This is a genomic window from Bacillus sp. GW823-FHT06A10 (assembly GCF_058795375.1).
Genome location: NZ_JBXAHT010000001.1, coordinates 2,511,467 through 2,537,204 on the forward strand (window position 1 = coordinate 2,511,467; position 25,738 = coordinate 2,537,204).

Sequence of the window (25,738 nt, forward strand, 5' to 3'; positions counted from 1 at the left end):
GGCCTACTCACACGAGTAGGCTTTTGAAACTACGAAAGTTTCGTCAATAACTGATTTAAATCTTTTTTCGTTTTCGTCGTTAAAGATTTCATTTTATTAATATCGATTTTTTCTTTCTCCGCTCCTACAATTAACGGATACATACTTTGACCGATTGTTTTAGAATCCGTCGGATGTGATGCCTCTAGCTCTTTTTCAATCACATCCCACTTTTCATTAATTTGTTTGCCAAGCTTATTCACTGTTTCCAATTTCGGATTAGCAGCTAACTGCTTGTCCAAGCTATCAATTAATGCTACAACTTCTTTAACATTCGTTTTCACAGCAACACTTTTCTTCGGATCTTTCGTTGTCTTTCCGTTATTGTTTGTACTTGTGCTTGAATCTGTTGTTTTCCCGCTAGTCGTTTGATCATTCGTTTTTCCTGTCGTCTCTTTTTCTTTTGTTTTTACATTCTCGTTTTGAGTTGACGTTTTGCCATTACTTTCTGTTCCTGATGATTCTTTCGTATTTTTTGCATCCTTATCTGTTTTTTCATTTGAAGAAGTATTTGTTTCTTTTTCAGTATCTTTCGTTGTTTTTGACGCTTCATCTGCACTTGTCGTTTTTGCTTCTCCATCATTTTGCGCAGTTACTTGCTCTTTCTTTTCCGTTTCTTTATCTGCTGAAGGACTACAAGCTGCCATAGTAAGCATTGTACCAATTGTTATCGATGCGATAGCGACCTTTTTCATTTTCATATAAATCCCCCTATGTTTTACATAATTTATCCTCCCCTTTACGATTCGATTCCCCCTTAAAAAATCCCTTTTCATACGAATTACCATCTTTCCGACAGTAATCTTCATAATAATACGTACAAAAACTGATAAACTCATTTTAATATTCGAGTTTCTTCTACTTCATTTTTCTACTCGCAAGTAAAAGAAAAAGAGTATATTGTCACATTAAGAATTACTATCTTCATATGACGATATACTCTTCTATCAAATTTTTATGTTTCTTGACATTTTATTTATACAAAAAAATAAAATTTTCTTTCGTTTTTTGTTTCTCAACATTTGTTAACATAATATTTTTATGAATAACCACCATTCGAGTGAATGACTTGCCCAGTAACCCATTTCGCTTCTTCACTTACTAAAAAAGAAATTAAGCGCGCAGCATCCACCGGTTCTCCTACTTTACCTTGTGGGAACTTCCATACTAAATGATGCTTCAGCTCCTCTGTAATCCATCCTGTATTCGTCGGTCCTGGATCTACAGCATTCACTGTAATCCCCTTCTCCATCGCAACTGGTGCTACTGACTTTGTAAATGCTTCAATTGCCCCTTTCGTTGCTGCATATGCTAGTTCATCTGGCATTGGACCTACTGACTGTCCTGAAGTAAGATTAATAATACTCCCGCCCGTTTTAAGTGAATAATGTTTTATAAACAATGAACTTAATAGCATAGTAGCCCGAATATTAACTGTATAATGTTTATCCAACTGCTCTACATCTAATTCCTCAATTCTCGTATGAGTAGAATATACTGCATTATTAACTAGAATAGATGGATCACCTAACCGTTCTGATACCATATAAAACAAACGATTTGGCGAATAAGACTGCGATAAATTGATTTCTGCCATTTCACATCGAACATCGTAACTTTCAATTTCCTTTTTCAGCAAAAAAGGTTCTTGATCACTCATTCCCCATGGCATCGCTTTATCATACTTTGGCCAGTACGTGAAAAAAATGTCTATCCCCTTTTGAGCAAGCACCTTGCATACAGCTGCACCAATTCCATTCAGACGAGTTGCCCCTGTTACAATTGCTATTTTCTTCACCTTTTTCTCCTCCATCTATACACAGATCCCCTGCATGAATACAGAGGATCTATCTTCTTATTGAATATTTGACAGTATACGTTCAGCACCTAATTTTAACATTTTAATAAAGATATAATTTACAATCGTAAACATTACAAATAAAACGATAAACATAACCCACAGTCCGACATGAAGGAAGAAGTATAATACACTTACTCCCCCCACAATAATTAAAGCTATTAAAATATTAGCTAAAAAATTCCACAAAGTTGTATATCGACTTTTAAATAATTTCTGCTCTGTATCCCAATGAATATCTGCAGTTTGCGCGTCCCAGCGTGTTCCGATTAAATTAATTAATAACAACCCGTTCGCACTTAGTAAAAACCACAGTATCATAAAGACTGGAGAAATCCCAGCTACAACTGCCATCGTAATACCGAATACTGCTAAAATGATCACATTAATTAACCAAGCAGTGATTGCTTTCGCAAAAAAGATATCCGAAGCCTTTACTGGTAAATAACGATTCACAAACCAAGAGCTTCCATCTCGCGAAAATGACGTTGTTGCAATGACGTTACTACCCATTAAAAATAACGATGCACAAAGACCAACACCAATTGCAAATCCTGTTGTCTTTGGATTGTTAATATACTCTGTAATAAACTTTAAATTTCCATCTTGCACAAATAAAATAAAGAACAACATAATTGGCATAACGAAAGTTTGTACAATGCAATTTAAGAAAAATTGTGGTGTACGGAATAACGTTTTAAATTCTTTTTTCACATACGCTTTTAAATGCGAACTTTGTACTGTTGATTTCTGTAAACCTTCCGCCGAAATAACTTGTTTCTTTGCTGTACTCGTTGAAAGTCCAATAACCCCTTTTAAATATGTACGCTCTGCTATGTAATAAAACAACACAAAGAAGACAAATGAAATAACTGCAAAGATTATTACATATAAAGGTCCCTTCCAATTTGCATTTTCTACTAATGCCACTGCTCCAAAATATGTAGTTGGAAAATAATTTGTCATTTGTACTAAAAGAGAAGATTGATTATTTACAAGGTATTCCGCAGCCCCATCTCCAGAAAACGCACTTTTATTTCTCCACTGCATAAATACGTTAATTCCTACAATAAATAATATACTTACGATTCCAATAAATATATTTCCTCGATCTTTATTTTTCGCTATATTTGTATACCTCATAATAATTGTCATCAGTAACGAAGCTAATACTAACGGCACGATTGGGAAGAGTAAGTAAATAAAAATCATATATATGTAATATGTAATAAATGCGCCACTTTTTAAACCGTACGTAATGAAGATTGGTAATAAAATAAATGAACTCATTACGTATTGTGTAATTAATACCGTTAAAAATTTTGCCGAAATAATTTGCGCTGGTTTTAATGGTAACGGCAGTAACATTTCAATATCATTGCTGTAGTAAAATACAGTTAAAATGTTCGTTATACTCATTAAAAATACCCATATACTCGCAATCGCAAGTCCCATTGCAATAATCATTCCCGGCCCTTGCCCTAATTGTTTCAGACCTTCATACATTCCGTGCGTCATCGAACCAAATATTAAAAATCCAACAAATAAAATAGCTGCAAATGAAAATAAATACGCCCATCGCTTCTTCTTATCTGCTATAAAATCTGCGTAATTTAACTTTAATAGTACCTTCGTTAACGTCCAAATTTTACTCATTGCCCGTCATCTCCAAGAACATTTTTTCAAGTGATTCATTGGATTTAAAATGATCTCTCATTTCATCTAAATTTCCTTTAAACTGCAAATTCCCCTTATTAATAATAGCAACCCGGTCACATATTTTTTCCGCTACTTCTAATACGTGTGTAGAGAAAAATACAATCTTTCCTTTATCCGCATGTTCTCTCATCATTTCTTTTAAAATATATGCAGATTTCGGATCAAGCCCTGTTAACGGTTCATCTAAAATCCATACATCTGGTTCATGCACGAGCACACCAATAATAACGATTTTTTGTCTCATACCGTGCGAATAACTTTGAATTTGATCAGATAATGCATTATAAAGATCAAACTTCTTCGCTAAAGACTCTATTCGTTCTTGTCTTACTTCTTTCGGCACTTCATACATATCAGCCATAAAGTTTAAATATTCAATTCCTTTTAAACGTAAAAACATATCTGGGCTATCCGGCACATAACCAAACGTCTTCTTTGCTTCCATCGGCTCTTCCATAATATTTTTTCCATTAATCGTAATAGTCCCTTTGTCCACCCCGTGAATGCCAGTAATCATCTTAATTGTCGTGGATTTACCCGCACCATTTGGTCCTAAAAATCCAAAGATTTCGCCGCTAGGTACAGATAAACTTAAATCTTTTACTGCATAAGTAGACCCATTATAACTTTTTGACACATTCGTAATTTCAATCATTCCATCCAATCCTTTCCTTAATTACCAAATAACTATATTGATATTATAGCATACTTCTATTTTAAGATTTTTACATTTTTCAGTTTATTTAACCTTTAAAATAAATATACACCCCTAATCCAACAACTAAAACGACAGCTAGTATAATATAAATCATTGTTAATCGTTTAATATTCCCCTTTGTCGCTTTGCTATAATTTGCATCACCATTCCGCCCAATTAACACCGTCGCAATGACAGTAATCACTACAAGTAATACAACGATCATGATCCAAGTTAGCATTTCTTCCTCCCCCTCCTTACAACCATTTTACAATATTATCCTCTTTATTTCGCAGCATATTTCCTCTTTTTACTATTATTATGAAGCAAACTGGAAAACTATTATTACCATTCCTATCCAATTGTGATATATTTGTAACATAACGTGACTTATTTCTAACAACGTAAGGAGGACCTATCATGAAAACAACTTGGATAAAATATTTAGGATTTCTCGGTTTCTTCGGTTTCCTCGGATTTTTTTATGAAAAAGGATTGTTTACTATGTTCTGTTTCTTCTCCTTTTTCACATCGTATAGAACAGTTCAACACGATGAACTGTTTGAACAAATTGTCAATAAATCGTGTCGCAATGCATTTATCGTTACATTACTAACTACCGCTATCATTATATTTATTGAAATGTTATTTCCAAACCCGGCGCTACAAGAAATTGATATCGCTCTTATTTTCGGCACACTCATTCTTACGTTCGGTTTTTCTATGTTCTTTTATGATAAACCTGTTGATGAAATGGAAGATGCACCATGGCGTTCGTAACGAAGATAAAAGAATACCGCGCAAAATTGAACATGACACAAGAAGATTTAGCGAAGCAAGTTGGTGTACGCCGTGAAACAATTAGCCACCTTGAAAAAGGTAAGTATAATCCTTCATTGCAACTCGCTCACGATATAGCGAAGGCACTTCATAGTACGATTGATGAGATTTTTATTTTTGAGGATTGATTAAAGGCGTCCTGTCACCAGAATCACATAAAAAAATACCGTCATTCTTTCCAAGAAGAATGACGGTATTTCTCATTGATTATCCATATAAAACCGCATGAAATACGCCTAATAGTAAGTATTGATCCTCCATGTAATCTCCAGCATATGCATTCATCTCGATGTAATACGTATCTTCCTCAAGACGAATATTCCAATCTGCAATTACATAGCCTTTTCGTAATAATTTTCCCATTCCAAATGAAGTTTTATGAACAACATATTCTTCTGCCTTATATGTAAAGGTAAATATGAAATTTGCATCCAATAACTTTCCGTCACATACAAGTATTTCATGCTCTGCATCATTATTATCGATGTACGTTACTAAAATCTTTCTTTGGCGCTGCCTACTTACATCCTTTGCAATGACGCGAATATTGTCCTTACTATCCTTTATTTCATAAATGATATTACTACCAATTTTCGGAATAAAATCCAGCACTCTCATCAGCGTATTTTTATAATAGCCCCTTACTACGCCTACTTGCTCGCTTCCATTATAAACCTCTACCGGCGTCGTATCTGCTTTGCTATCACACGGTCGTTTGTAAGAGAGCTGCATCATTCGCTCTCCTCTTAAGTACTGATCAAACGTCACAGGATATTCTATCATGCGCAGTTCTTTATTTAGCTCATACAAATAGTGTTGAACACTCTCTATTAATGTTGTAGTAGATATAAGCTCTTGAAGTTCAAATTCTTGCCAGCTGGAAGAAACATTCCATTGATTATGATCCTCTTCATAGAAGAAACCAAGAATTACCCCTTCACGGTCAGCCGTTTCATATTTCATAGGTACGTTCTGCCCGTGTTGAACTTGTTCCATCCACTGACCTAAATAAATGCCCAGCTCAGCAACCTTTATACTTGATTTTTGAAAAAATACGCTTTCACTCGCGCAAATCGTTACATCTCCTTCAATAAAGCCCTTTGAATAAGCATCATACCGCGGCTCATCCTTCTGCGGAAGATTCTTGTCTAACTCAAATAAAAACGTTAACATCCTTTATTCACCTCTAGTTGTTACACTAATCATACATGACATCGCATCACGCTGGGAAACTATTTATATACGCATATTTAATTCACGCACTATAACACGTGAATGACCTTGTATAGTAGCTCTATTTTTTGTTCTATATCTTAGTATATGAACTTATAAGAGCGATTTTTCAAATATATCTATCACAACTTACAATATATCTATTTTTCGACAAATATCAGCACAATTAAAATGAGGCTACTTTTTCTCCTGCCAACTCCACAATCTCTAAAATTTGTAGCAGGCTCTCCACTTCATAAGTCGGCTTAACACTTGCCTTATTCTCTTTCAAACTCGGATTATACCAACACGTATCAATGCCGTAGTCTTCTCCACCTTTCATATCAGAAGTTAGCGAATCTCCAACCATTAGTACACTTGATTTATCCGTAATTCCGAATTTCTCAAATGCATAATCAAAAATCTCACGTGCTGGTTTTTGATGACCAACTTCTTCAGAAATAATAATATGATCAAAGAAATTACATAAAGGCGAATTTCCGATTCTTGATTGTTGCACCTTCGTATATCCATTCGTAATAATACCTAACTTGCAGTCTTGTAGATTTTCACATAATTGTACTGCGCCTTCTATAAGATGTACTTCTTTCCCTAAATTTTCAAGATATACATCACTAAATTGCTGTGCATCTACGTCTATATTATGAAGTGCAAATAATTGTCTAAATCGATCTACTGCTAATTCACTTAGCGTAATCATTTTATTTTCTAAATCTCTCCATAATCCATTACTAATCTCTTTATAGCTTGCAAGATAATCATTATACCCTGTAGGCATGCCGAACTGTACAAACGCATTGTGTAATGCATTTCTTTCCGTTTCAGGGAAATCTAATAATGTATCGTCTACGTCGAATAGTATTACTTTGTATTTCATGATGTTTTCCTCAACTCCTATATTCTCATAGCTTAATTATAACAACAATAGTAAAAGGAGGCTAATCCAAATCAGCCTCCTTCTCATTATTAATCTTCCAGCAATAACACTTTCATTTCTTCTAACGAATCTTTCGTAAAGCCAAGAGCTTTTTCGGCGTATGCTTCAACTGATCCGTATTGATTTTGGATTCCATCAATCGCAGCTTGTAAATATTCGGCGCGCGCTTCAAACATTGCACCTAATATTGCTCTGCTCTCATCATTTTGTAATTTTGCACCTAAAAAGACCATCATTTTTTCATTTAGCTTTTCACGGAATCCGTTACTTAATAAGTAATCTTCCATTACTGTTTTTTCCGGTACACCTAGTAAAAGTAATAAAAGCGCTGAACCAAATCCAGTACGATCTTTTCCAGCTGTGCAGTGGTTTACTAATGGTAAGTTTTCCGGGTTTTGCGCTAAGTTTAAGAAGCTCACGAATGCCTCGTTACCACTTACGAAATCTTGATTCATTTTCACAAGATACTCACCTGGTTTTCCTAACATAGAAAGGTCACCAACTTGGAAAAATTCATTTATATTTAGATCTTTCGCTAAGTCTTGCATAACTGGTAAGCACACTTGACGAGCACCCGTAATTTCTGGATTCGGCTTATGCTTCACTTCAAAGTCTGTACGGTAATCACAAATTAACTTTAAGCCAGACTTTTGTAAATACGCAATATCCCATTCTGTTAGTCCTGCTAATTCTTCAGAACGGTATAATTTGCCCCATTTCACTTTACGGCCTTCTGTCGTTTCATATCCTCCCATATCACGGAAGTTAAACGCGCCTTGTAATGGCAGTCTACGCTCAGCTACTGTTACTGCTTGTCCATTACTTCCTACTAATCTAAAATATGGACGTTCATTTTCACTCGGGTTTTCAATTGTATATGATAATTCTCCATTTACCGTTGCAAGTAATTCTCCAGTTTCTTCAATATGTTCTGGTGAAGTACTCCAATAAATACGAACTTCTTCTATATTATTTTCCCATTTTATTTGTAACGTATTATCTTCATTTCTCTCTACAGTTGCTTGTAACCAATGTCTTTGCTGCTCCATTCTTTCACCAACGCTTTCTCTTATAGTCAAATCTTACTCTATTTTATTATAGGAATAACTACTTTGTCGTTCTCATTTTTCTTTTTATCTTACAAACAGGCGAAAAGTTCTTTTACTTGTTCAAAATTTGTACACGGGTTCCCTCGAAATACATATGCAATTTGTTCCATACCTAAATCCTGATATACAACTGTTCCCCGCTCTCTATGCGAATAAAAATCTAATCCATTTATAATCTGTTTAACACCATAGTTCTTTGTCCATGAAGAAACAGGATAATACGATTTGTTTTTATGTCTACAAACCCAAAGTGCATATAGTTTATTACCTTCGTCCCAGTATACATACTGCATTTCATCATTTCCAAAACCGACCGATTCAAGTTTCCAACTCAGCTTTTTATGAATTGATAACTTTACATAGCGTATGTTATCTGGATCATTCCACTCACAACATCTTCCTATCTCACCCATTTCACCTCTCTTCGCTTGAAAGCTTAATAAGTGAAACGGTGTATGTAATATCATTTTTGCAAACTCCGTATGTGCCGGTTGTAACCCGAATAGAAATCTTTCCATTTCATCTTTGTTTACATATCCACGATCAATAGAAATTTCAATTTGTGTTTTCCATTTAGAGGTAACATAACTTTCTTTCCCCTTGTAATTTATACCTTTCCAATACACAAGCCCTTTATATTGAAAACAATATCCTTTCGCCTGAGAAATACAACTATCAGGGAATACTGGCTCCATTATATCGAGAAAAAACTCTTTTACCCGAAACATTCCGGTTGGAGTAACAACTTGAAACCAAAAACTTTCCCACTTTTCACCTTCATAACGTTCTGAAACTTTTTCAATTTTCCAGCCTTCTAACAATACATCTGGATACAGTAAAGCCAATGAATGAAATGTCTGCTTTAACATATATAGCCCCTCCCGCTAAATGAGTTCGAGAGAGTACATCATTCATCCTTTAAAACTCCTTCACATACCGCTCAGTACAACTCAGCAACTGACATCCGTTCTTTTCAAAAACATCCTTCATCCACTCATTTTGTATATTTGTCTCACCAATATAATAAGATGCACCTATTTCCTTTAAGACAAACATCGCACCTGCAAATAGTGCAGCTTCATATCCCTTGTTACGCATATTTGGAGTAACTGCGAAGTACATAAGTTTCCCTTCTTCTAACGTACCTCTTTCAATATGCGGGATTACAATTCCTATCGGCTCTTCATCGACACTTGCTGTTAAGCAATGTTCTTTCCATTGCTCACCAATTTCTTGTAGCATCATATGCACAAATTGATCATGAGCAACTGGTTCTCCCGTCGCTTCATTCCACAGTGAATAAAAAGCCTCTTCTCCAACTTCTTCAATAAGCTTAAAATCAATTTCACTTTCTACATCTTCTACTTCGTATATATCTTTAAATACAATCATGTTTTCCGTAACATATTCAAATGAATACGTTTCAAAACATTTTTTATACACATCATAATTTGGACTTTTTGAAGAGATTTCAAAATGTAGTTTTTCTAATCCACCTTTTTTAGCTTCGGCAACGCAATACTGCATCATTTCCTCTAATTGCTCTTCTGTAAAAATCTCTGCATTATTTTCTTTTATCATAATAGAAGAAGCACTTCTTCTTATTTTAAAATGTTTTTCTAACTGTTCTATCGTCGTCATATTCTTCCCTCATCTATATCATACTCGAATTTCTAATCGTTCTCCTTGCATGAGCAGGATTGTCCTTGAATATATAGAATACTAGAAAAGATCGCATCTTTAAAGTGCGGAGGAGGTTCTCCAGTGGATATTACAGCATTGCAACAACAGTTAGAGCTTATACAACAAAATGACTATACGCAACTGCAACATATAGACGTAAATGAGTTAACTTTGAACATGCTTCAGTATATCGGAACGACTGATAGCTACGTTCGTTACCAACTTATATATAAATGTTTTGCGCATTTCATTCATCATGAATTCCTTATGGACGATCAGCTGAAATTACTTCTGCAAACTTGTTTAAGTGATGAGTATTTATATTGTGACATTTACTCCCCACATACAGATGGGGTTTTCACACGTTCTTACACTGTTTCGTTAATTGCGTTAATACTCCAATTCGCTAATTCGCACTACTTTTGTACAGAGGAGGATATCGAAGAAATAAAAAATAAACTCATTACTTACACAAACTTAGAAACAGATTTTCGGGGCTATATCGAAAATAAAGGATGGGCTCATTGTCTTGCTCACGTATCTGATGCCTTTACTGAAATTGTTCATAATACGTATACCACTTTTGAATGGTACGAAGAATTAATTCATTGTTTATTAAATAAAATCTTTATTCCATCTGACCTTTTTCATAATAACGAAGATGAGCGCATCGTTACTCCATTACTAGCAATGCTGTATCATGATTTTCCTCAAAACGAGTTAATTTCTATTATTCAAAAAAAAATAAAAAGGCTTCCTCAAATTAGAAAACGCCTTTCGCTTACTGAGTATTGTATTTTATGTGCCAATATTAAAACCTTTTTACGCACATTATTTTTCAGAACGAAAGATGACCATAACTTAGCCTTTACAGCACGTAAAACAGAAAGAATGTTAAAAGAACTTCCTAACTATTATTAAATACAAGGAGCAATGACATGGGTTATATTGAAGATATGAGAAATCTAGTAGGAAATCATCCACTTATTTTAATAGGATCACACGCCATTATATTAAATGAAAAAGATGAAGTATTGCTGCAGTTCCGTACAGATTTTAACCTCTGGGGCATTATTGGCGGTGCCCTAGAATATAACGAAACGTTAGAAGATGCTTTAAAACGAGAAGTGTTTGAAGAAACTGGACTTATTATTAAAGAGCCAGAATTATTCCGTACATACTCAGGACCAGACTTCTTTCAAATCTATCCAAATGGTGATCAAGTACATGGTGTACTCGTTGTTTATATTTGCCGAGAATTCCACGGTGAGCTTGTATGCGATCAAAGGGAATCGAAAGAATTACGCTTCTTTCCGCTTGATGAGTTACCTAGTAATCTTCATCCAGTCATTGAGAAGATTCTTCGCGATTTTCATCAATCCAATAAAAAATAGAAATCAAACAACCTCATTTCCCGTCATTACAACGTGAAATGAGGTTGTTATCGTTCACCGTAAATCCCTATTTCCCCAAAATGATATTAACGCTCTCTTTTTACAACTTTATATCCCTTTATAAAAAGGATAGTTATATAAGAAACAATAAATGAAAGAATAGTATACATGCCCACCCAAAAGAAAAATGCTGGATCGTGCACTGTAACATTTAACATAAGAAAAATAAGAAATGTTACTATTGGCATCACATAAAATGTACCTACTTTATATGCTCCAGCTATTGAAACAATACAAACAAGCAATGGATATATACAGAAAATAAAAATGATTTCACTCAACGTTATGTCCCCCTTTCTGCAGAAATAATAGGTTTCTCGTTCACATTTGGGGGAACAACAAAATTTTATTTTTTATCAATTATTAGTAAATATAATGTTAGATTGTTATCTCAATCTGATTTCCTTCAGGATCACTTACTACACTTTCATAATAACCATCCCCTGTAGTACGCGGCCCATTTAACACTGAGTATCCTGCTTCTCTTAATGTATTAGTTAATTCGTTCACTTTTTCTTTACTATCTACTGAAAAAGCAATATGCGCATATCCTATTGTTTGTGTTTGTACTTTCTCGTCTATCCCTACCTGCTTCATAAGTTCTAGACGCGCACCGCCTTCAAAAGTTATGAAATAAGATTTAAACTGCTTTTTCGGATTGTGATATAAGCTATTTTCTTCACCACCGAAGTACTGTTTATAGAAATCACGCATTCTTTCTAAATCATTCACCCAAATTGCTACATGCTCAATTTTCATAATCGACACCTTTTCTTTTATGTTATTCAACTGGCAATTGGATGCTTCATTGCCAGTACATTTAATTTTCTTTATTTGTTCTCGTAATCATAAGATCAAGTCCAAGGCTTTTTAACCCATATAAATAATCTTCTTTCCAGTTGCTCACTGTTATTTTCGGAATATGTTCTGCCGGAATGTACTGTGGACAACTTTTTACAATCTGATCTATAACAATTTGGTTCACTTCATCATCACAGAAGATGAATCCATGAGGATTAATAATAGCTATACATGTAGCTATTAAACGAGTAATAGCATCTATATTATATTCCTCTGGATTATTCGAATCTTCACTTCTCAAAGCTTGCAAGAAATTTTTATTATCGTACTGCGGGACGAAAGATATCTCTCCTGAGAAAAATGTGCTTCCGCGTACGACATCTCCATTTACCATAATCCCCGCACCTGGGCCATTTTGACCTGAATACAAATATACAAGAGAGGAATTTTCATTGTTTCCAGTATTTTTATGATAGCCGAGCACTGCAGCATTCATATCGTTTTCTATTACTACTGGTATAGAAAACAGTTCCTCCAAGTGACTTTTCAAATTAAAATTTTGGAACTTTTCATATCCAGGAATATAGAAAATACGCCCATTATCGACAGCACCAGGAACACCAATTGAGATTGAACTTATCTTTGGAAACGTAGCTATAAGACTTTCTATATGTTCTGTCAATACACTTAGACCCGTATCAATTAATGCACTTGAAGTACTACCTTGTTCTTTTACTTCCCCTAAACAGTTAAAAATTGTATAGTTCGTCTCATTTTTTTCTAAAAATATCGCTAAACCTAACATATATTCTGGATTATATTCATATCGTTTTGCTCTTCTTCCACCACTTGAATCATCTAAACCGGCTAAAGTGACTTCACCGTCTTGTTTCATTTTTTCTATAAATTTACTTATCGTTGGAAAACTGATTTCTAATGTATTACTAAGTTCAACTTTCGTTGCACTACCTCGCTCTAGAAGAGCTGTACGAATGCCGCGAAGGATCGTCTCTTTAATCGATTTTTGAGTAACAAATTGTTCACTCAAATCGCTCACCACCTTAATCAACATACTTATTAAACACTTTTAATAAGTTGCGTTGACAATATATCATACATCATTTTCTAAAGCAATAGAGATGATATATTTCTACTAGCGGCACTCCGTATTTAACTCGATGCATTCTCTCTCATAACAGACGATACAATTCCAGACAAGATAACAAATAATAAAACAGCTAGCAAAGCATTACGTATCCCGAATGCTTCTCCAAGTATTCCTAAAAATGGTGGTCCGACTAAAAACGCTGTAAAACCGATGATAGAAACTGCAGCAACATTAGAAGTCGCATTTTCACTGTCACCTCCAGCAGCAGAAAGCCCAATCGGGAAACCTAACGCGGTACCAATCCCCCACAGTACTACACCAAGTGCTAGAAAATATGAGTTACTCCCAAATATGACGATTGTCATTCCTATAATCGCCATCATAATAGTAGCACGCATAACCGCGACACGACCGAATCGATCAAGAAAATAACTACTGCACATTCGAGCTAATGTCATTGCCAATACAAAAATAGTGTACATAATAGAACCTGTTACTACACTTTGCTGATGTCCATCTACCATCACAATAGGTAGCCAATCATTTGCACTCCCTTCTGCAAATGCCATTCCAAGCACGAAAAGACCAAGTAAAAGCACCCTTCTTTCCATACGTAAGGAAGTATGCTTCGCTCGCTTTTTGTTCCGCGATTTCTCCTTCTTTCCTGTTCCATGCGGAAGAAAACGATACAACATACATACAAGTAATACAAACATGACCGAAATCGCAAGAAATTGATACAGAATTGGGATGTGAAGCGAGATGGCGGCAGAACCACTAAGCGCGCCTACTAAAGTTCCTATACTAAAAAAACCATGGAATTTCGGAAGAAGAGTTGTTCCTAATTTCTGCTCAATGGCAGAACCTTCTACATTCAATGCGACTTCTGCTAATCCATATCCTACTCCAAATACTAGTAAGCTACCAAAAGCCCCCATACTAGAAACAAAATAAATAGTAATACCTAAACAAAGCAATCCAACAATCATAAAAAACATACTGCCTATAATAACGTCTCTAGCTCCCTTACCGTCAATAAAATGACTTGCACTTAGTAAACCAATTATTGAACCGACAGATAATCCGAACAAAATCCAGCCCATTTCTGCATTTGACACTGCTAAAATATCTCGAGTAGCTGCTGTTCTAGAAATCCATGTAGCAAATGCCACACCTGGCAAAGCAAATAAGAGGAATAGAGCATTTCGAGAGACAAGTAGCGTCTTTGTATCATTTTCCGCAAAATCTTTCTTCATATGAAACACCTTTTACTCTTCTATCGTTTTAATAACTTTAGCTGGGTTACCACCAACAACTACATTATTAGGTACATCTTTTGTCACAACTGCCCCTGAAGCAATTACAACATTATCTCCAATTGAAATACCAGGGTTAATAATAGCGCCTCCGCCAACCCAAACATTGTTACCTATCTTTACCGGTTTTCCATATTCTTTGCCAGAGTTTCGTTCCACCGGATGTAATGGATGAGTAGCAGTATAAATGTGAACACCAGGTGCAAACATACAATTATCACCAATTCGAACTTCACAAACGTCCAAAATCACACAATTGAAATTTGCGAAAAAGCTCTTTCCGACATGAATATTGTAGCCGTAATCACAACGAAAATCAGGATTAATTTGTGCTTTCCCATCAGTTGAAGAACCTAAAAGCTGATTTAATAACGTAAAACGCCTCTCATCTCCTGTCTCCATCGCCTCGTTATAAAGGCGTGTTAAACGTTTTGCCTCCACCCTATCAGCCACCAATTCTTCGTCATCCGCAATATATATTTCTCCTGCCACCATCTTTTCTTTCTCCGTTTTCATACATTCATCTCCTTTTTTATTGAATGAGATTCACTTATTAAACACCTTTAATAAGTACCTTTAATTAAACTTATTAAACACGTTTAATAAGTAACCCTATATTATCATACTTTTTCATATATGCAACTAATAAGTTCGGAAAAGAAGTGCGAACTCCTTGCTCTACGTATCAATATGAAGAATAATTTATATCGAAAAACGAGGGAACGCTCAGCGCCCCCTCTCAAATCCAATCCTTTTTTTAATTTCTACTAAATTTACCTTCGCGATTTTTCTTGCTCGCTCAGCACCTTTTTCTAACGCTTCATATAATAAATTCGGCTCATTCATATACATTGCGTACTTTTCACGAGGTCCAGCTAACTCACGATCTACAATGCGAAACAACTCTTTTTTCACATCTCCCCATCCGATTCCAGTCTCATATTTTTCACGTAATGACTGTACTTCGTCTTCTGTCGCAAATTCTTTATAAATTGTAAATAAGGTTTCTAGTTCTTTCGGTTCATTTGGAAGTGAAGAATCTGTTTTGATTTTAAATATTAACTTTCGTAGTTTTGCTTGCTCTGCAAATAATGGGATCACATTTCCGTAACTTTTACTCATCTTCCTTCCGTCAAGACCAGGTAAAATAGCTCCTTCTTCTTGTATGACATACTCTGGAAGTGTAAATGTCGTGCCAAATGTATGATTAAAATAAGTCGCAATATCACGCGCAATTTCAATATGCTGAATTTGGTCTTTTCCAACTGGTACATGAGTAGCTTGAAATAATAATATGTCAGCTGCCATTAAAATCGGGTACGTGTATAACCCCATATTCACTCCCGCATCGACCTCTAACCCTGCTTCTTTATTTTGCTCCACCTTCGCTTTATACGCATGAGCACGGTTCATAAGACCTTTCGGAGTTAGGCAAGCTAAAATCCAAGCTAATTCTAGAATCTCCGGCACTTCTGTTTGCCGATAAAAAATAACATCTTCTCCAAGTCCAAGCGATAACCAAGTAGCTGCTACCTCTTTCGTATAACTGCTGAACTTCTCTGAATCATGAACAGCATTTAATGCATGATAATCAGCTATAAAGTACAATGCTTTTCCTTCATTATTCTTTGACATTTGTAATGCAGGTTTAATCGCACCAATATAATTTCCTAAATGCGGATAACCTGTCGGCTTAATTCCTGTTAACATTATTTTCTCACTCACACTAACTCCTCCTTTCTCAAAATAAAAAGAGCCTCTCATCCTTAAAAAAGGACGAGAGACTCCCGCGGTACCACCTTAATTAGCTATCATTATAGCTCACTTCAACTTCTTAACGTGAAGTAACCGTCTTTACCTACTCATTTCAGTTAGAAGCTCCAGAGCCCATTCCATATTCATCCCTTACTGATTTCCACCACACATCAGCTCTCTAAAAAGTTTCGAATATGTACTCTTCTCTTTCATTGCTTTTTCGTTATTTTTTACAGTTTATCACATTTCACTTCCAAACAAACCCTAATTTTCTATTTTATATAGCAGGAATTTCCACTTCAATTGTCTAATGTTATATAGGTTTGTAGAAATATTCGAAACAACTTTGGAGGTTTTTTCATGGTGAAATATATATCAATTTTAGGTTCAACAGGATCCATCGGCACATCTGCATTAGATGTCGTTTCAGCTCATCCTGAACATTTTAAAATCGTTGGTTTAACCGCAAATTATAATATCGATCTTCTTGAGCAACAAATCAAAACGTTTCAACCTCGTATTGTAAGCGTTGCGACAAAAGACTTAGCAGACAAGCTTCGTACGCGTATTTCAGCAAATACAAAAATTACACACGGGACTGATGGCTTAATTGCAGTAGCTACTCACCCTGATTCAAATCTTGTATTAAGCTCTGTTGTAGGTGTTTCAGGATTACTCCCAACAATTGAAGCATTAAAAGCGAAGAAAGATATCGCTATTGCTAATAAAGAAACTTTGGTTGCAGCTGGACATATCGTAACTGAACTAGCGAAACAAAACGGATGTCGCTTAATTCCAGTAGATAGTGAGCATTCAGCTATTTTCCAATGTTTAAACGGAGAAAATAATAAAGAGATTGAGAAGTTAATTGTAACAGCTTCCGGTGGTGCTTTTCGTGATAAAACACGTGAAGAAATGCAAACATTACAAGCTAAGGACGCTTTAAAACATCCAAACTGGTTAATGGGTGCAAAACTAACGATTGATTCTGCCACATTAATGAATAAAGGCTTTGAAGTAATGGAAGCGAGATGGCTATTTGATATTCCGTATGAAAAAATTGATGTAATGATTCATAAAGAAAGTATCATTCATTCTTTAGTAGAATTTATTGATGGATCAGTTATGGCACAGCTCGGTGCTCCTGATATGAGAATGCCGATTCAATATGCGTTTCACTATCCTACTCGGCTACCTTCTTCCTATGAAAAATTAAATTTATTAGAAATCGGTAGTTTACATTTTGAAAAACCAGATTTAGAGAAGTTCCCTTGTCTACAATACGCATATGAATGTGGCAAAATCGGTGGTACTACTCCCGCTGTATTAAATGCAGCAAATGAAATTGCGAATGCACTATACTTAAAAAATGAAATTGCCTTTTTCGATATTGAAAAAACAATTTACAAAACAGTTGAAGCTCATCATAATGTAAAAGATCCTTCACTTGATGCTATATTGGAAGCGGATCAATGGGCGCGCCAATATGCAAATGAATTGTTAATAAAAAAGAGCTAAAACAGTTCCCACTGTTTTAGCTCTTTTTTTCATGTATTCAACTTAACAAATCTATAACCGTGTGTAACTAACACTTTTAATATCGCATATCCTGGAATGGCTAAAATAATGCCCATAATCCCGAATAAGTTTCCGGCAGTTAAAATAATAAATATGATTGTAATTGGGTGAATATCTAACTTCTTACCCATAACTTGCGGAGAAATAAATTTACCTTCTGCTAATTGTACAACCATCATTACAATAATTACCTTTAAAACCATCCCTGGCGAATCAATAAACGCAATAATTAACGCTGGTGTAATGGCGATAATTGGTCCTACGTACGGAACGATATTTACAATCATCGCTAAAATAGCGAGTAGTACTGCATATTTAATACCGATAATAAGGTAACCAATTAATAGCATAATACCGATAAACAAGCTAACTATAATTTGCCCCCTAATGTACGAACTAATCGCATAATGCATATCATCTAGTATTCTCATTGCTGCTGGTTGTCTTTGCTCTGAAATGAACTTTAAAAAGTGATTCGGTAATTGCTCACCATCTTTTAAAAGATAGAACAATATAAATGGAACCATTACAAATGTTAAAACAACCTCTGTAATAGTACTCAAAAATCCAGTTACATTACCAGTTACTGATGATAATGACTTTGTAAAATCAACTGTGTAGTCTTTTACAATATTCGCAACATCAATATTTAAATTCTCCTGAATTTTACCGAGTAAGTTACTTTCCCCAAATCTACGTGCTGCCCTTTCGATTTCATGACCAAAATATGGTAGATTATCTATCAATGCATCAATTTGATCTTTGATAATAGGAATAACCGTTAAAACTAAAAACACAAATAATCCAATTACTATTAAGTATATTGAGGCTATCGATACGATTCTTGAAACACCTTTCTTTTCTAAAAGCGAAACGAATGGATGTAAAATATAGAATAGCACGCCCGCTAATAGTACTGGGAAGAAAATTGTTTTTAAAAATACGATAAACGGTGTAAAAACAAATGATATTTTTGTTAGCAATAAAATATTAATGAACAATAACGCAAATCCAAGTAATACCGCCAAATAATTTTGTTCTCTAAAAAACTTTCTTAACTTATCTCTTTTTCTTATATTTATTTTCTCCAATGAAACCACCTCTTCGAATGATGAAAAGCCCTTATTCAGGGCTCTTCATCATAATCTATATCTCTATTTCCTTGCAGCTTTCACTACAAATGATACAATAAGAATTAACACGATTGCACCTAATAATGCTGGTACGACATGAATCCCACCAAATGATGGCCCAAAGGATCCAAATAATCTACCACCTAACGAAGCACCTAATAAACCTGCGATAATATTTCCGAACATACCACCTGGGAAATTTTTACCCGTTATAGAACTAGCAATTGCACCTATAATAGCACCAACTATTAATGTGATAATCCATCCCATTTTTAGTCCTCCATTTCTATTATGGTGTATTTCTTTTTCATACTAAATTGTTATGTAACTATTATAATTATTATATCCAATAAAGAAAAATCTTGTCAAATCTATGAAAATACAGCCAACAAGGAGGTTCTTTCTCTATGATTCAAAAATTAATAACAACTTCTCACAAAAACGCTACTTCTATTTTAAGCATTCAAATACCAGCTTATGAAATTGAGGCAAAATATATAAATAGTACAGCTATCCCTCGCCTTTATGATACTGTAGCTGATATTCAATCCTGTGATGAAATTTTCTACGGCTATTTTTATGAAGATACACTTGCTGGGTTTATTTCTTTTAAAGTAGACGAAGAGGAAGTGGATATTCATCGTTTAGTAGTATCCCCTAATCATTTTCATAAAGGGATTGCAACAAAACTACTACTATATGTATTTGACATGTTTTCCCCTTCCCAAACATATATTGTACAAACAGGGAAAGAAAACACCCCTGCTCTGTCTTTATATAAAAAACATGGCTTTATTGAAGTAAAGGATATCATATTACCCGATGGAGTGGTTTTAACCTCACTTAAAAAATCAGAAAACAATAAATAGTTTGACTCGTCAATTTATTTATGTTATCTTTTACTTTATAAAACCTTTTGCTGAGTCCAAATTTTGGAGCGGGGGAACCATTTTTGTAGCTATGCTACTTGGGGCGAATCTTTTTTAAGTAGGGAAACTCTCACTTCCCGAGTCCGACAGCTAACCTCGTAAGCGTAATGGGAGAGGAAGGTGCTTTTTGCCTATGTTACACATTTTGCCTCCTTAATTATAAATATGGGATCGATATCAAATAGTCACCTATATTTATAGAAAAGGAGAATGTATTATGTTACGTTTATCTGATCACGCAATTAAAATGATGGAGCAAAGACTACGAATTGAAAAACAACGCACATATCAAGCAAATAAAGTTGTAGATAACTTACATCACAAATACTTCTTTCAGCATATTTTTCAACCGAAAAGATAAAGAAAATGTTTATTTAATATTAAAAAACACAAGGTGTGTCTTACAAAGACATTCCTTGTGTTTTTTATATTCTTTATAAAATTCTCACTACATTTAAACTTGCTGTAATCGCACCTGCTATAGTAGTCACATGCCCTACACCTAACGGGCCATTTTGTAATATTAATGTTGAATTGGCACTCGTCACATTCACAAGAAGTGTATTTGAAATAGCTGGTTCGATTACTACAGTTGATGTCGTTACGTTTTGTATAAAACTCCCTGTTAGTTGCGTTCCATTTAATAGTAATCTAACAGATACTGTCTCATTTCCACCATTTGCATCCCCTTGGAAATAGTAGCTTACTAAATATATTCCTGGCGTCGCTACTGTGACTGTCGTAGCACTAGTTAAAGATACACCCGTTCCATATACAGTGGATCCAGAATTAATTGGAATGTTAGTATTTGCTGCAATTGTACTTGTTGATGTAGAGAAGAAATAGCCACCACCTGTAGATATAGCAGATGATCCTGTTGCTCCAGTTAAGCCCGTTGGGCCAGTAGCACCTGTTGGGCCTGTTACTCCCGTTCCCCCTGTTGCTCCAGTTATTCCTTGTATGCCTTGGATTCCGGTTGGTCCAGTTGCACCAGTCACTCCCGTCTGGCCGGTTGCTCCCGCCTGCCCTGTTATTCCTTGTGGACCTTGGATTCCTTGTGGACCTTGAGGACCCGTTGCTCCCGTCTGGCCGGTTGCTCCAGTTGGACCTGTTGCTCCTTGTGGTCCTTGGATTCCTTGTGGACCTTGAGGACCCGTTGCTCCCGCCTCGCCGGTTGCCCCTGTTGGGCCGGTTACTCCTTGTGGACCTTGGATTCCTTGTGGACCTTGGGGACCCGTTGCTCCAGTCGGACCTGTTACTCCGGTTGGACCGGTTGGGCCCGACTGACCGGTTATTCCTTGTAGACCTTGAGGGCCGGTTGGACCAGTTGGGCCTTGGGAACCTTGCACGCCTTGTATCCCCTGTATTCCTTGGGGACCGGTTGGACCAATTGGACCTTGTATTCCCTGTATTCCTTGAGGACCCGTTGCCCCCGCCTGGCCGGTTGGGCCTTGTGGACCTTGCACACCTTGTATTCCTTGAGGACCGGTTGGGCCTATACTTCCTTGTGGTCCCTGAATACCTTGTATTCCTTGAGGACCAGTTGGACCTGTTATGCCACTCGGACCTTGTACGCCTTGCACTCCTTGAGGACCGGTTGGACCACTCGGACCTTGGATTCCTTGTAGCCCCTGTAAACCAGTTGGACCGGTCGCTCCCCTTACTCCTTGCTCACCTTGTATGCCTTGTATCCCTTGAGGGCCGGTTGGACCGATTGGTCCCTGTGCCCCTTGCACTCCTTGTGGACCAGTCGGACCGGTTGGGCCGATTGGGCCTTGGATTCCTTGTAGACCTTGCGGACCTGTCGGGCCGGTTACTCCTTGTATCCCTTGTGGACCTTGAATGCCTTGATCACCCGTTGGACCCGTTGCCCCCATCGGTCCCTGTACTCCTTGCAAACCTGTTAAACCGGTTGCTCCTGTTGGCCCCTGTATTCCTTGCACTCCTTGAATTCCAGTCGCTCCTGTTGCTCCGGTCGCTCCTGTTGCCCCTGTTGCTCCAGTCGGACCAGTTGGACCCCCTGGTGATCCTGCTGGACCGGTTGGACCAGTTGGACCTCCTGGTGGACCAGTTGGACCGGTTGCTCCAGTCGGGCCAGTTGCAGAACCTGTCGGACCAGTTATCCCAGTGGCTCCTGTTGGGCCGGTTGGACCTGGATCACCTTGTAAACCGGTTGGACCAGTCGGACCGATTACACCTTGCACTCCTTGTATTCCTTGTATTCCTGTTGGACCTACCTGCCCCATTTCTCCCTGGGGACCTTGTAAACCTTGAACACCAGTTTCCCCTTGTGGACCCATTGGTCCTTGCTCCCCTTGAATTCCTTGAGAACCCGTTGGCCCTGTTGGACCAATCGGACCCTGTATTCCTTGTATTCCGGTTACACCTTGTAAACCACTACCTCCTAAATTACCTTGCACACCTTGTATACCAGTATTTCCAGTTGGTCCAGTCGGACCAATTTCCCCTTGCACTCCTTGTATTCCTTGTATTCCTGTCGGGCCTGTTGGACCGATTTCTCCTTGCATTCCTTGTATGCCTTGTATTCCTGTTGGACCGGTCGGACCGATTGGGCCAGGAATTCCTTGTATCCCTTGAATACCAGTTGGACCAGTCGGACCTCTTTCTCCTTGTATTCCTTGAACACCTTGTATTCCCTGTGGGCCTCGTTCTCCCATAGGTCCTTGATTACCTTGAGAACCTTGTGGTCCAGTTAAACCAGTTGGGCCTGTTGGACCATTTTCTCCTTGCACCCCTTGCACTCCTTGTATTCCTTGTGGGCCGGTTGGACCGATTGGACCTTGTACGCCTTGTATTCCTTGTGGTCCAGTTGGTCCACCTAAAGCACCAGTTGGACCGGTTGGACCAGTGGGCCCCGTAATACCTGGCGGTGGAAAAGGAATAGGTGCTTGAAACTTACTACACTTATCTTGATTCTTCACAAGCATCTCCCCCGTTATAACTAACATATCAAACTATTTTTAATACATTTAAACTAGCTGTTATCACACCAGATAATGTCGTTACATGCCCGATAGCTAACGGACCATTTTGTAAAGACAAAGTTGCATTTGAAGAAGTAACTTCAATGACCATCGTATTCGAAACTGCTGGTTCTAATATAAAAGTACCTCCTGTAACATAAAAAATAAAACTCCCTGCGACTTGTGTTCCATTTAAAGTAAGCCTCACTGAAATTGTTTCATTTCCGGCAGTTGGATCGCCTTGAAAATAATAGCTTACTAAATAAATTCCCGGCGTACTTAACGTTACAGTTGTTGCATTTGTTAAACTGACATCAGAACCAAAAACTGTAAATCCAGAATTAATTGGTATTAACGCATTCGCTGCAATTGTACTCGTTGAAGTAGAAAAGAAATAACCGCCCCCGCTAGGTAAGCCAGTCGCTCCTGTCGCTCCCGCTATTCCCAAGAAACCTATTGAACCTGCACTACCAGTTGCTCCTGTCGGTCCCACCACGCCATTTGGGCCCTGACTACCTTGTGCTCCAACTGGGCCTATACTACCACTAGCACCTGTCACCCCACTTGCTCCAGTTGGGCCTTGCAAACCTTGAACTCCTTGTATACCTTGTATTCCTTGCGGACCCGTTGCACCTGTATTGCCTGTCGTTCCCGTTATTCCTTGTATTCCCGTAATCCCTTGCACTCCTTGCACTCCTTGTGGTCCAGTTGCCCCGGTTGCTCCAGTAGCCCCAGTTTCACCCGTTGCACCTGTAATTCCAACATTTCCTTGTGGACCTTGGGGCCCTTGACTACCTTGCGCTCCTTGGACTCCTTGAGGTCCTGTTATACCAATTTCTCCTGTATTTCCTTGGGGGCCTCTAATTCCTTGTGCTCCTGTTGGACCGATAATTCCTTGCACACCTTGTATTCCTTGCACTCCTTGCGCTCCTGTTGGACCCGTTATTCCTTGGAATCCTTGAGGACCTTGCAAACCAATAGCTCCAGTCGGTCCTATTATTCCTTGCACTCCTTGAGGACCTTGGGCACCTTGTGTACCTGTCAATCCGGTAGTCCCTTGTATCCCTTGAACCCCTTGACGACCTTGTGTTCCAGCTGCTCCTGCTTCCCCTTGAATTCCTTGTACGCCTTGGATTCCTTGTGCTCCAGCAGGACCGGTTGCTCCTCGGATTCCTTGTGCACCTTGAGTTCCTTCCGCTCCTGTAACACCAACTGGACCGGATACGCCTTGTATTCCCACCATTCCTTGTGCACCCGTTGGACCTATTACACCTTGAATACCTTGAATACCTTTAGGACCTTCCGCACCAGTTGGACCAGTTACTCCCAGCGGACCTTGTATTCCTTGAGAACCTTCTGCACCAGTTGGACCTGTTATACCTTGGTTACCTTGAGGACCTTGTGCCCCTTGTACTCCAACTGTTCCATCTACACCTTGGGAACCTTGTGCTCCCCTTACACCTTGATGACCTATTGGACCTGTTATACCTTGCACTCCTTGCGCTCCAATTGGTCCTATCCCTCCGCTTACACCTGTTGAACCGGTCGCACCCGTTGGACCTGTTGGACCTCCTGGTGGACCGGGTGGGCCAGCTGGTCCAGTCACCCCACTAGAAGGGCCAATTGGACCAGTTGTTCCCGTCGGACCGCCCGGTGGTCCTTCTGAGCCTTGAGCACCAATACTCCCCGTCGCTCCTGTTATACCTCTTATTCCCTTTATCCCTTGAAAACCTGTTGCTCCCGTTATACCTTGTATTCCTTGCACACCTTGTGGTCCTTGTAAACCTATTACACCTGTTATCCCCTTTATTCCACTTATACCTTGGGCACCTTGCATTCCAGTAGAACCAGTTGGACCCACTTCACCTTGTATTCCTTGAGCTCCTTGTGGGCCTTCTTCTCCAGTAATTCCTTGTATACCTTGGAAGCCGTCTTCTCCTTGTATACCAATAGCCCCTTGCTCTCCTTGTATTCCTTGAACACCTTGAGGACCTTGTGGACCAGTTACACCCGAGACTCCAGTTATGCCTCTCTCTCCCTGCATTCCTTGTGCTCCCGTTTGTCCTCGCTCACCTATTTCCCCTTGTATTCCTTGTGTGCCTTGTATACCTTGACTACCAGCAGGACCCGTAGCTCCTTGTATTCCTTCTAATCCCTGTACTCCAATATCACCAATTGGACCTTGGTTTCCGATTAATCCTTGAGCACCTTGAAGACCAGTTGGGCCAGTTATACCTTGCTCTCCTGTATCACCAATAGCTCCTTGTATTCCTTGGGCTCCTGTTGTCCCTCGGGGACCTTGTATCCCCCTGATACCTTGAGGACCTTGGGGCCCAGTTGCTCCCGTCGGTCCAGTCACCCCTGTAGGACCAACAGGACCTTCATGCCCTCCAGTTGGACCGATTGGACCACTATTACCTGTCGGACCCGTTGCTCCTATAAGCGGAAGAGGCAGTGCCACTCCAAATTTTTTGCACTTTCTATGATGACGCACAACAATCCCCCTTCCCCAAAATAATTACACCTTTTATATGAAATGCATTTTTATAAGAAAAGTACACCTTT

At 37.9% G+C, this 25,738-nt stretch carries 27 protein-coding genes, 1 riboswitch and 1 other annotated feature; of the genes, 7 read left to right on the forward strand and 20 right to left on the reverse strand.

From position 1 onward, the window contains the following. Positions 1–29 precede the first annotated feature (29 nt). From AC1Q8M_RS12795 to AC1Q8M_RS12815, 5 genes are all read right to left on the reverse strand, one after another. Positions 30–740 carry a hypothetical protein gene (locus AC1Q8M_RS12795; protein WP_000782546.1) on the reverse strand — a complete coding sequence of 237 codons (711 nt, stop codon included), beginning with the start codon at positions 738–740 and terminating at the stop codon, positions 30–32. A 338-nt stretch (positions 741–1,078) separates the two neighbouring features. Then, positions 1,079–1,837 (reverse strand): SDR family oxidoreductase, encoded by a 759-nt coding sequence (locus tag AC1Q8M_RS12800; RefSeq protein ID WP_002094093.1) that lies wholly within the window; start codon positions 1,835–1,837, stop codon positions 1,079–1,081. Positions 1,838–1,894: 57 nt separating this feature from the next. After that, positions 1,895–3,553 (reverse strand): putative ABC transporter permease subunit, encoded by a 1,659-nt coding sequence (locus AC1Q8M_RS12805; protein ID WP_000036853.1) that lies wholly within the window; start codon positions 3,551–3,553, stop codon positions 1,895–1,897. Beyond that, entirely contained in the window at positions 3,546–4,271 is a 726-nt protein-coding gene (locus tag AC1Q8M_RS12810; RefSeq protein WP_000570204.1) for an ABC transporter ATP-binding protein, read from the reverse strand. The genes AC1Q8M_RS12805 and AC1Q8M_RS12810 overlap by 8 nt, the downstream gene beginning before the upstream one ends. 88 nt (positions 4,272–4,359) lie before the next feature. Then, positions 4,360–4,554, reverse strand: a complete 195-nt coding sequence (locus tag AC1Q8M_RS12815) for a hypothetical protein (RefSeq protein ID WP_000958863.1) — start codon at positions 4,552–4,554, stop codon at positions 4,360–4,362. 179 nt (positions 4,555–4,733) lie between these two features. Between AC1Q8M_RS12815 and AC1Q8M_RS12820 the strand changes: the two genes are divergently transcribed. Both AC1Q8M_RS12820 and AC1Q8M_RS12825 read left to right on the forward strand, forming a co-directional pair. Next, positions 4,734–5,093, forward strand: a complete 360-nt coding sequence (locus AC1Q8M_RS12820) for a DUF3796 domain-containing protein (RefSeq protein ID WP_000859208.1) — start codon at positions 4,734–4,736, stop codon at positions 5,091–5,093. Further along, entirely contained in the window at positions 5,081–5,281 is a 201-nt protein-coding gene (locus tag AC1Q8M_RS12825) for a helix-turn-helix transcriptional regulator (RefSeq protein ID WP_063675548.1), read from the forward strand. The genes AC1Q8M_RS12820 and AC1Q8M_RS12825 overlap by 13 nt, the downstream gene beginning before the upstream one ends. A 79-nt stretch (positions 5,282–5,360) precedes the next feature. On the opposite strand, the gene AC1Q8M_RS12830 is transcribed toward AC1Q8M_RS12825, so the two are convergent. The 5 genes from AC1Q8M_RS12830 to AC1Q8M_RS12850 all read right to left on the reverse strand — a co-directional run bounded on the left by AC1Q8M_RS12830 (position 5,361) and on the right by AC1Q8M_RS12850 (position 10,073). Further along, on the reverse strand, positions 5,361–6,326 hold the full coding sequence (locus AC1Q8M_RS12830; protein WP_098855400.1) for a tubby C-terminal domain-like protein: 966 nt from the start codon (positions 6,324–6,326) through the stop codon (positions 5,361–5,363). A 226-nt stretch (positions 6,327–6,552) separates the two neighbouring features. Continuing rightward, on the reverse strand, positions 6,553–7,263 hold the full coding sequence (locus AC1Q8M_RS12835) for a YjjG family noncanonical pyrimidine nucleotidase (protein WP_071714313.1): 711 nt from the start codon (positions 7,261–7,263) through the stop codon (positions 6,553–6,555). An 89-nt stretch (positions 7,264–7,352) separates the two neighbouring features. Further along, the gene (locus AC1Q8M_RS12840) at positions 7,353–8,372 is read right to left on the reverse strand and encodes a tyrosine-protein phosphatase (RefSeq protein ID WP_098360668.1); all 1,020 of its coding nucleotides are present in this window, start codon (positions 8,370–8,372) and stop codon (positions 7,353–7,355) included. 89 nt (positions 8,373–8,461) lie between these two features. Further along, entirely contained in the window at positions 8,462–9,301 is an 840-nt protein-coding gene (locus tag AC1Q8M_RS12845) for a hypothetical protein (RefSeq protein ID WP_071714315.1), read from the reverse strand. Between the two features lie 49 nt (positions 9,302–9,350). Further along, entirely contained in the window at positions 9,351–10,073 is a 723-nt protein-coding gene (locus AC1Q8M_RS12850; RefSeq protein ID WP_071714316.1) for a GNAT family N-acetyltransferase, read from the reverse strand. A gap of 123 nt (positions 10,074–10,196) precedes the next feature. Here AC1Q8M_RS12850 and AC1Q8M_RS12855 point away from each other — a divergent pair, with 123 nt between their 5' ends. Both AC1Q8M_RS12855 and AC1Q8M_RS12860 read left to right on the forward strand, forming a co-directional pair. After that, positions 10,197–11,036, forward strand: coding sequence for a DUF2785 domain-containing protein (locus AC1Q8M_RS12855; protein ID WP_000355455.1), 840 nt, complete (start codon positions 10,197–10,199; stop codon positions 11,034–11,036). A gap of 17 nt (positions 11,037–11,053) precedes the next feature. Then, positions 11,054–11,509 carry an NUDIX hydrolase gene (locus AC1Q8M_RS12860; RefSeq protein ID WP_000540454.1) on the forward strand — a complete coding sequence of 152 codons (456 nt, stop codon included), beginning with the start codon at positions 11,054–11,056 and terminating at the stop codon, positions 11,507–11,509. Between the two features lie 86 nt (positions 11,510–11,595). Here the strand turns inward: AC1Q8M_RS12860 and AC1Q8M_RS12865 are convergent, their stop codons facing one another. The 6 genes from AC1Q8M_RS12865 to AC1Q8M_RS12890 form a co-directional block, all read right to left on the reverse strand. After that, entirely contained in the window at positions 11,596–11,850 is a 255-nt protein-coding gene (locus AC1Q8M_RS12865) for a YbeF family protein (RefSeq protein ID WP_001289515.1), read from the reverse strand. A 97-nt stretch (positions 11,851–11,947) separates the two neighbouring features. Then, complete coding sequence (locus tag AC1Q8M_RS12870) at positions 11,948–12,328, reverse strand: VOC family protein (protein ID WP_000687575.1); 381 nt, start codon at positions 12,326–12,328, stop codon at positions 11,948–11,950. Between the two features lie 61 nt (positions 12,329–12,389). After that, the gene (locus AC1Q8M_RS12875; protein ID WP_000003038.1) at positions 12,390–13,418 is read right to left on the reverse strand and encodes an ROK family transcriptional regulator; all 1,029 of its coding nucleotides are present in this window, start codon (positions 13,416–13,418) and stop codon (positions 12,390–12,392) included. A gap of 122 nt (positions 13,419–13,540) precedes the next feature. Beyond that, the gene (locus AC1Q8M_RS12880; RefSeq protein WP_071714317.1) at positions 13,541–14,734 is read right to left on the reverse strand and encodes an MFS transporter; all 1,194 of its coding nucleotides are present in this window, start codon (positions 14,732–14,734) and stop codon (positions 13,541–13,543) included. Positions 14,735–14,746: 12 nt separating this feature from the next. After that, positions 14,747–15,310, reverse strand: a complete 564-nt coding sequence (locus AC1Q8M_RS12885) for a maltose O-acetyltransferase (RefSeq protein WP_098366147.1) — start codon at positions 15,308–15,310, stop codon at positions 14,747–14,749. A 210-nt stretch (positions 15,311–15,520) separates the two neighbouring features. After that, on the reverse strand, positions 15,521–16,519 hold the full coding sequence (locus AC1Q8M_RS12890; protein ID WP_071714318.1) for a tryptophan--tRNA ligase: 999 nt from the start codon (positions 16,517–16,519) through the stop codon (positions 15,521–15,523). Positions 16,520–16,563: 44 nt separating this feature from the next. Beyond that, positions 16,564–16,771 (reverse strand) — a binding site (T-box leader). A 138-nt stretch (positions 16,772–16,909) separates the two neighbouring features. Between AC1Q8M_RS12890 and AC1Q8M_RS12895 the strand changes: the two genes are divergently transcribed. Continuing rightward, complete coding sequence (locus AC1Q8M_RS12895; RefSeq protein WP_065229116.1) at positions 16,910–18,067, forward strand: 1-deoxy-D-xylulose-5-phosphate reductoisomerase; 1,158 nt, start codon at positions 16,910–16,912, stop codon at positions 18,065–18,067. A 29-nt stretch (positions 18,068–18,096) separates the two neighbouring features. Here the strand turns inward: AC1Q8M_RS12895 and AC1Q8M_RS12900 are convergent, their stop codons facing one another. Then, the gene (locus tag AC1Q8M_RS12900; protein WP_000411478.1) at positions 18,097–19,218 is read right to left on the reverse strand and encodes an AI-2E family transporter; all 1,122 of its coding nucleotides are present in this window, start codon (positions 19,216–19,218) and stop codon (positions 18,097–18,099) included. A 63-nt stretch (positions 19,219–19,281) separates the two neighbouring features. Then, positions 19,282–19,530, reverse strand: a complete 249-nt coding sequence (locus AC1Q8M_RS12905) for a GlsB/YeaQ/YmgE family stress response membrane protein (RefSeq protein ID WP_000539733.1) — start codon at positions 19,528–19,530, stop codon at positions 19,282–19,284. A gap of 137 nt (positions 19,531–19,667) precedes the next feature. On the opposite strand from AC1Q8M_RS12905, the gene AC1Q8M_RS12910 reads away from it, so the two are divergent. Further along, complete coding sequence (locus tag AC1Q8M_RS12910) at positions 19,668–20,129, forward strand: GNAT family N-acetyltransferase (RefSeq protein WP_000615105.1); 462 nt, start codon at positions 19,668–19,670, stop codon at positions 20,127–20,129. Between the two features lie 38 nt (positions 20,130–20,167). Then, a riboswitch (cyclic di-AMP (ydaO/yuaA leader) is annotated at positions 20,168–20,310 on the forward strand. 96 nt (positions 20,311–20,406) lie between these two features. Beyond that, positions 20,407–20,550, forward strand: coding sequence for a hypothetical protein (locus AC1Q8M_RS12915; protein ID WP_000945243.1), 144 nt, complete (start codon positions 20,407–20,409; stop codon positions 20,548–20,550). Positions 20,551–20,623: 73 nt separating this feature from the next. On the opposite strand, the gene AC1Q8M_RS12920 is transcribed toward AC1Q8M_RS12915, so the two are convergent. Beyond that, positions 20,624–23,137: a BC_3345 family exosporium-associated protein gene (locus tag AC1Q8M_RS12920; protein WP_098366146.1), complete on the reverse strand. Its 2,514-nt coding sequence runs from the start codon at positions 23,135–23,137 to the stop codon at positions 20,624–20,626. Between the two features lie 22 nt (positions 23,138–23,159). Then, positions 23,160–25,667 (reverse strand): collagen-like protein, encoded by a 2,508-nt coding sequence (locus tag AC1Q8M_RS12925; protein ID WP_492334150.1) that lies wholly within the window; start codon positions 25,665–25,667, stop codon positions 23,160–23,162. Between the last annotated feature and the right edge of the window lie 71 nt (positions 25,668–25,738).

Excerpts from the sequence above, each read along its gene's own strand:
- AC1Q8M_RS12795 (WP_000782546.1), bottom strand. The coding sequence starts at position 740 with ATGAAAATGAAAAAGGTCGCTATCGCATCGATAACAATTGGTACAATG.
- AC1Q8M_RS12805 (WP_000036853.1), bottom strand. The coding sequence starts at position 3,553 with ATGAGTAAAATTTGGACGTTAACGAAGGTACTATTAAAGTTAAATTAC.
- AC1Q8M_RS12810 (WP_000570204.1), bottom strand. The coding sequence starts at position 4,271 with ATGATTGAAATTACGAATGTGTCAAAAAGTTATAATGGGTCTACTTAT.
- AC1Q8M_RS12815 (WP_000958863.1), bottom strand. The coding sequence starts at position 4,554 with ATGCTAACTTGGATCATGATCGTTGTATTACTTGTAGTGATTACTGTC.
- AC1Q8M_RS12820 (WP_000859208.1), top strand. The coding sequence starts at position 4,734 with ATGAAAACAACTTGGATAAAATATTTAGGATTTCTCGGTTTCTTCGGT.
- AC1Q8M_RS12825 (WP_063675548.1), top strand. The coding sequence starts at position 5,081 with ATGGCGTTCGTAACGAAGATAAAAGAATACCGCGCAAAATTGAACATG.
- AC1Q8M_RS12830 (WP_098855400.1), bottom strand. The coding sequence starts at position 6,326 with ATGTTAACGTTTTTATTTGAGTTAGACAAGAATCTTCCGCAGAAGGAT.
- AC1Q8M_RS12835 (WP_071714313.1), bottom strand. The coding sequence starts at position 7,263 with ATGAAATACAAAGTAATACTATTCGACGTAGACGATACATTATTAGAT.
- AC1Q8M_RS12840 (WP_098360668.1), bottom strand. The coding sequence starts at position 8,372 with ATGGAGCAGCAAAGACATTGGTTACAAGCAACTGTAGAGAGAAATGAA.
- AC1Q8M_RS12845 (WP_071714315.1), bottom strand. The coding sequence starts at position 9,301 with ATGTTAAAGCAGACATTTCATTCATTGGCTTTACTGTATCCAGATGTA.
- AC1Q8M_RS12850 (WP_071714316.1), bottom strand. The coding sequence starts at position 10,073 with ATGACGACGATAGAACAGTTAGAAAAACATTTTAAAATAAGAAGAAGT.
- AC1Q8M_RS12860 (WP_000540454.1), top strand. The coding sequence starts at position 11,054 with ATGGGTTATATTGAAGATATGAGAAATCTAGTAGGAAATCATCCACTT.
- AC1Q8M_RS12870 (WP_000687575.1), bottom strand. The coding sequence starts at position 12,328 with ATGAAAATTGAGCATGTAGCAATTTGGGTGAATGATTTAGAAAGAATG.
- AC1Q8M_RS12880 (WP_071714317.1), bottom strand. The coding sequence starts at position 14,734 with ATGAAGAAAGATTTTGCGGAAAATGATACAAAGACGCTACTTGTCTCT.
- AC1Q8M_RS12885 (WP_098366147.1), bottom strand. The coding sequence starts at position 15,310 with ATGAAAACGGAGAAAGAAAAGATGGTGGCAGGAGAAATATATATTGCG.
- AC1Q8M_RS12895 (WP_065229116.1), top strand. The coding sequence starts at position 16,910 with ATGGTGAAATATATATCAATTTTAGGTTCAACAGGATCCATCGGCACA.
- AC1Q8M_RS12905 (WP_000539733.1), bottom strand. The coding sequence starts at position 19,530 with ATGGGATGGATTATCACATTAATAGTTGGTGCTATTATAGGTGCAATT.
- AC1Q8M_RS12910 (WP_000615105.1), top strand. The coding sequence starts at position 19,668 with ATGATTCAAAAATTAATAACAACTTCTCACAAAAACGCTACTTCTATT.
- AC1Q8M_RS12915 (WP_000945243.1), top strand. The coding sequence starts at position 20,407 with ATGTTACGTTTATCTGATCACGCAATTAAAATGATGGAGCAAAGACTA.
- AC1Q8M_RS12920 (WP_098366146.1), bottom strand. The coding sequence starts at position 23,137 with ATGCTTGTGAAGAATCAAGATAAGTGTAGTAAGTTTCAAGCACCTATT.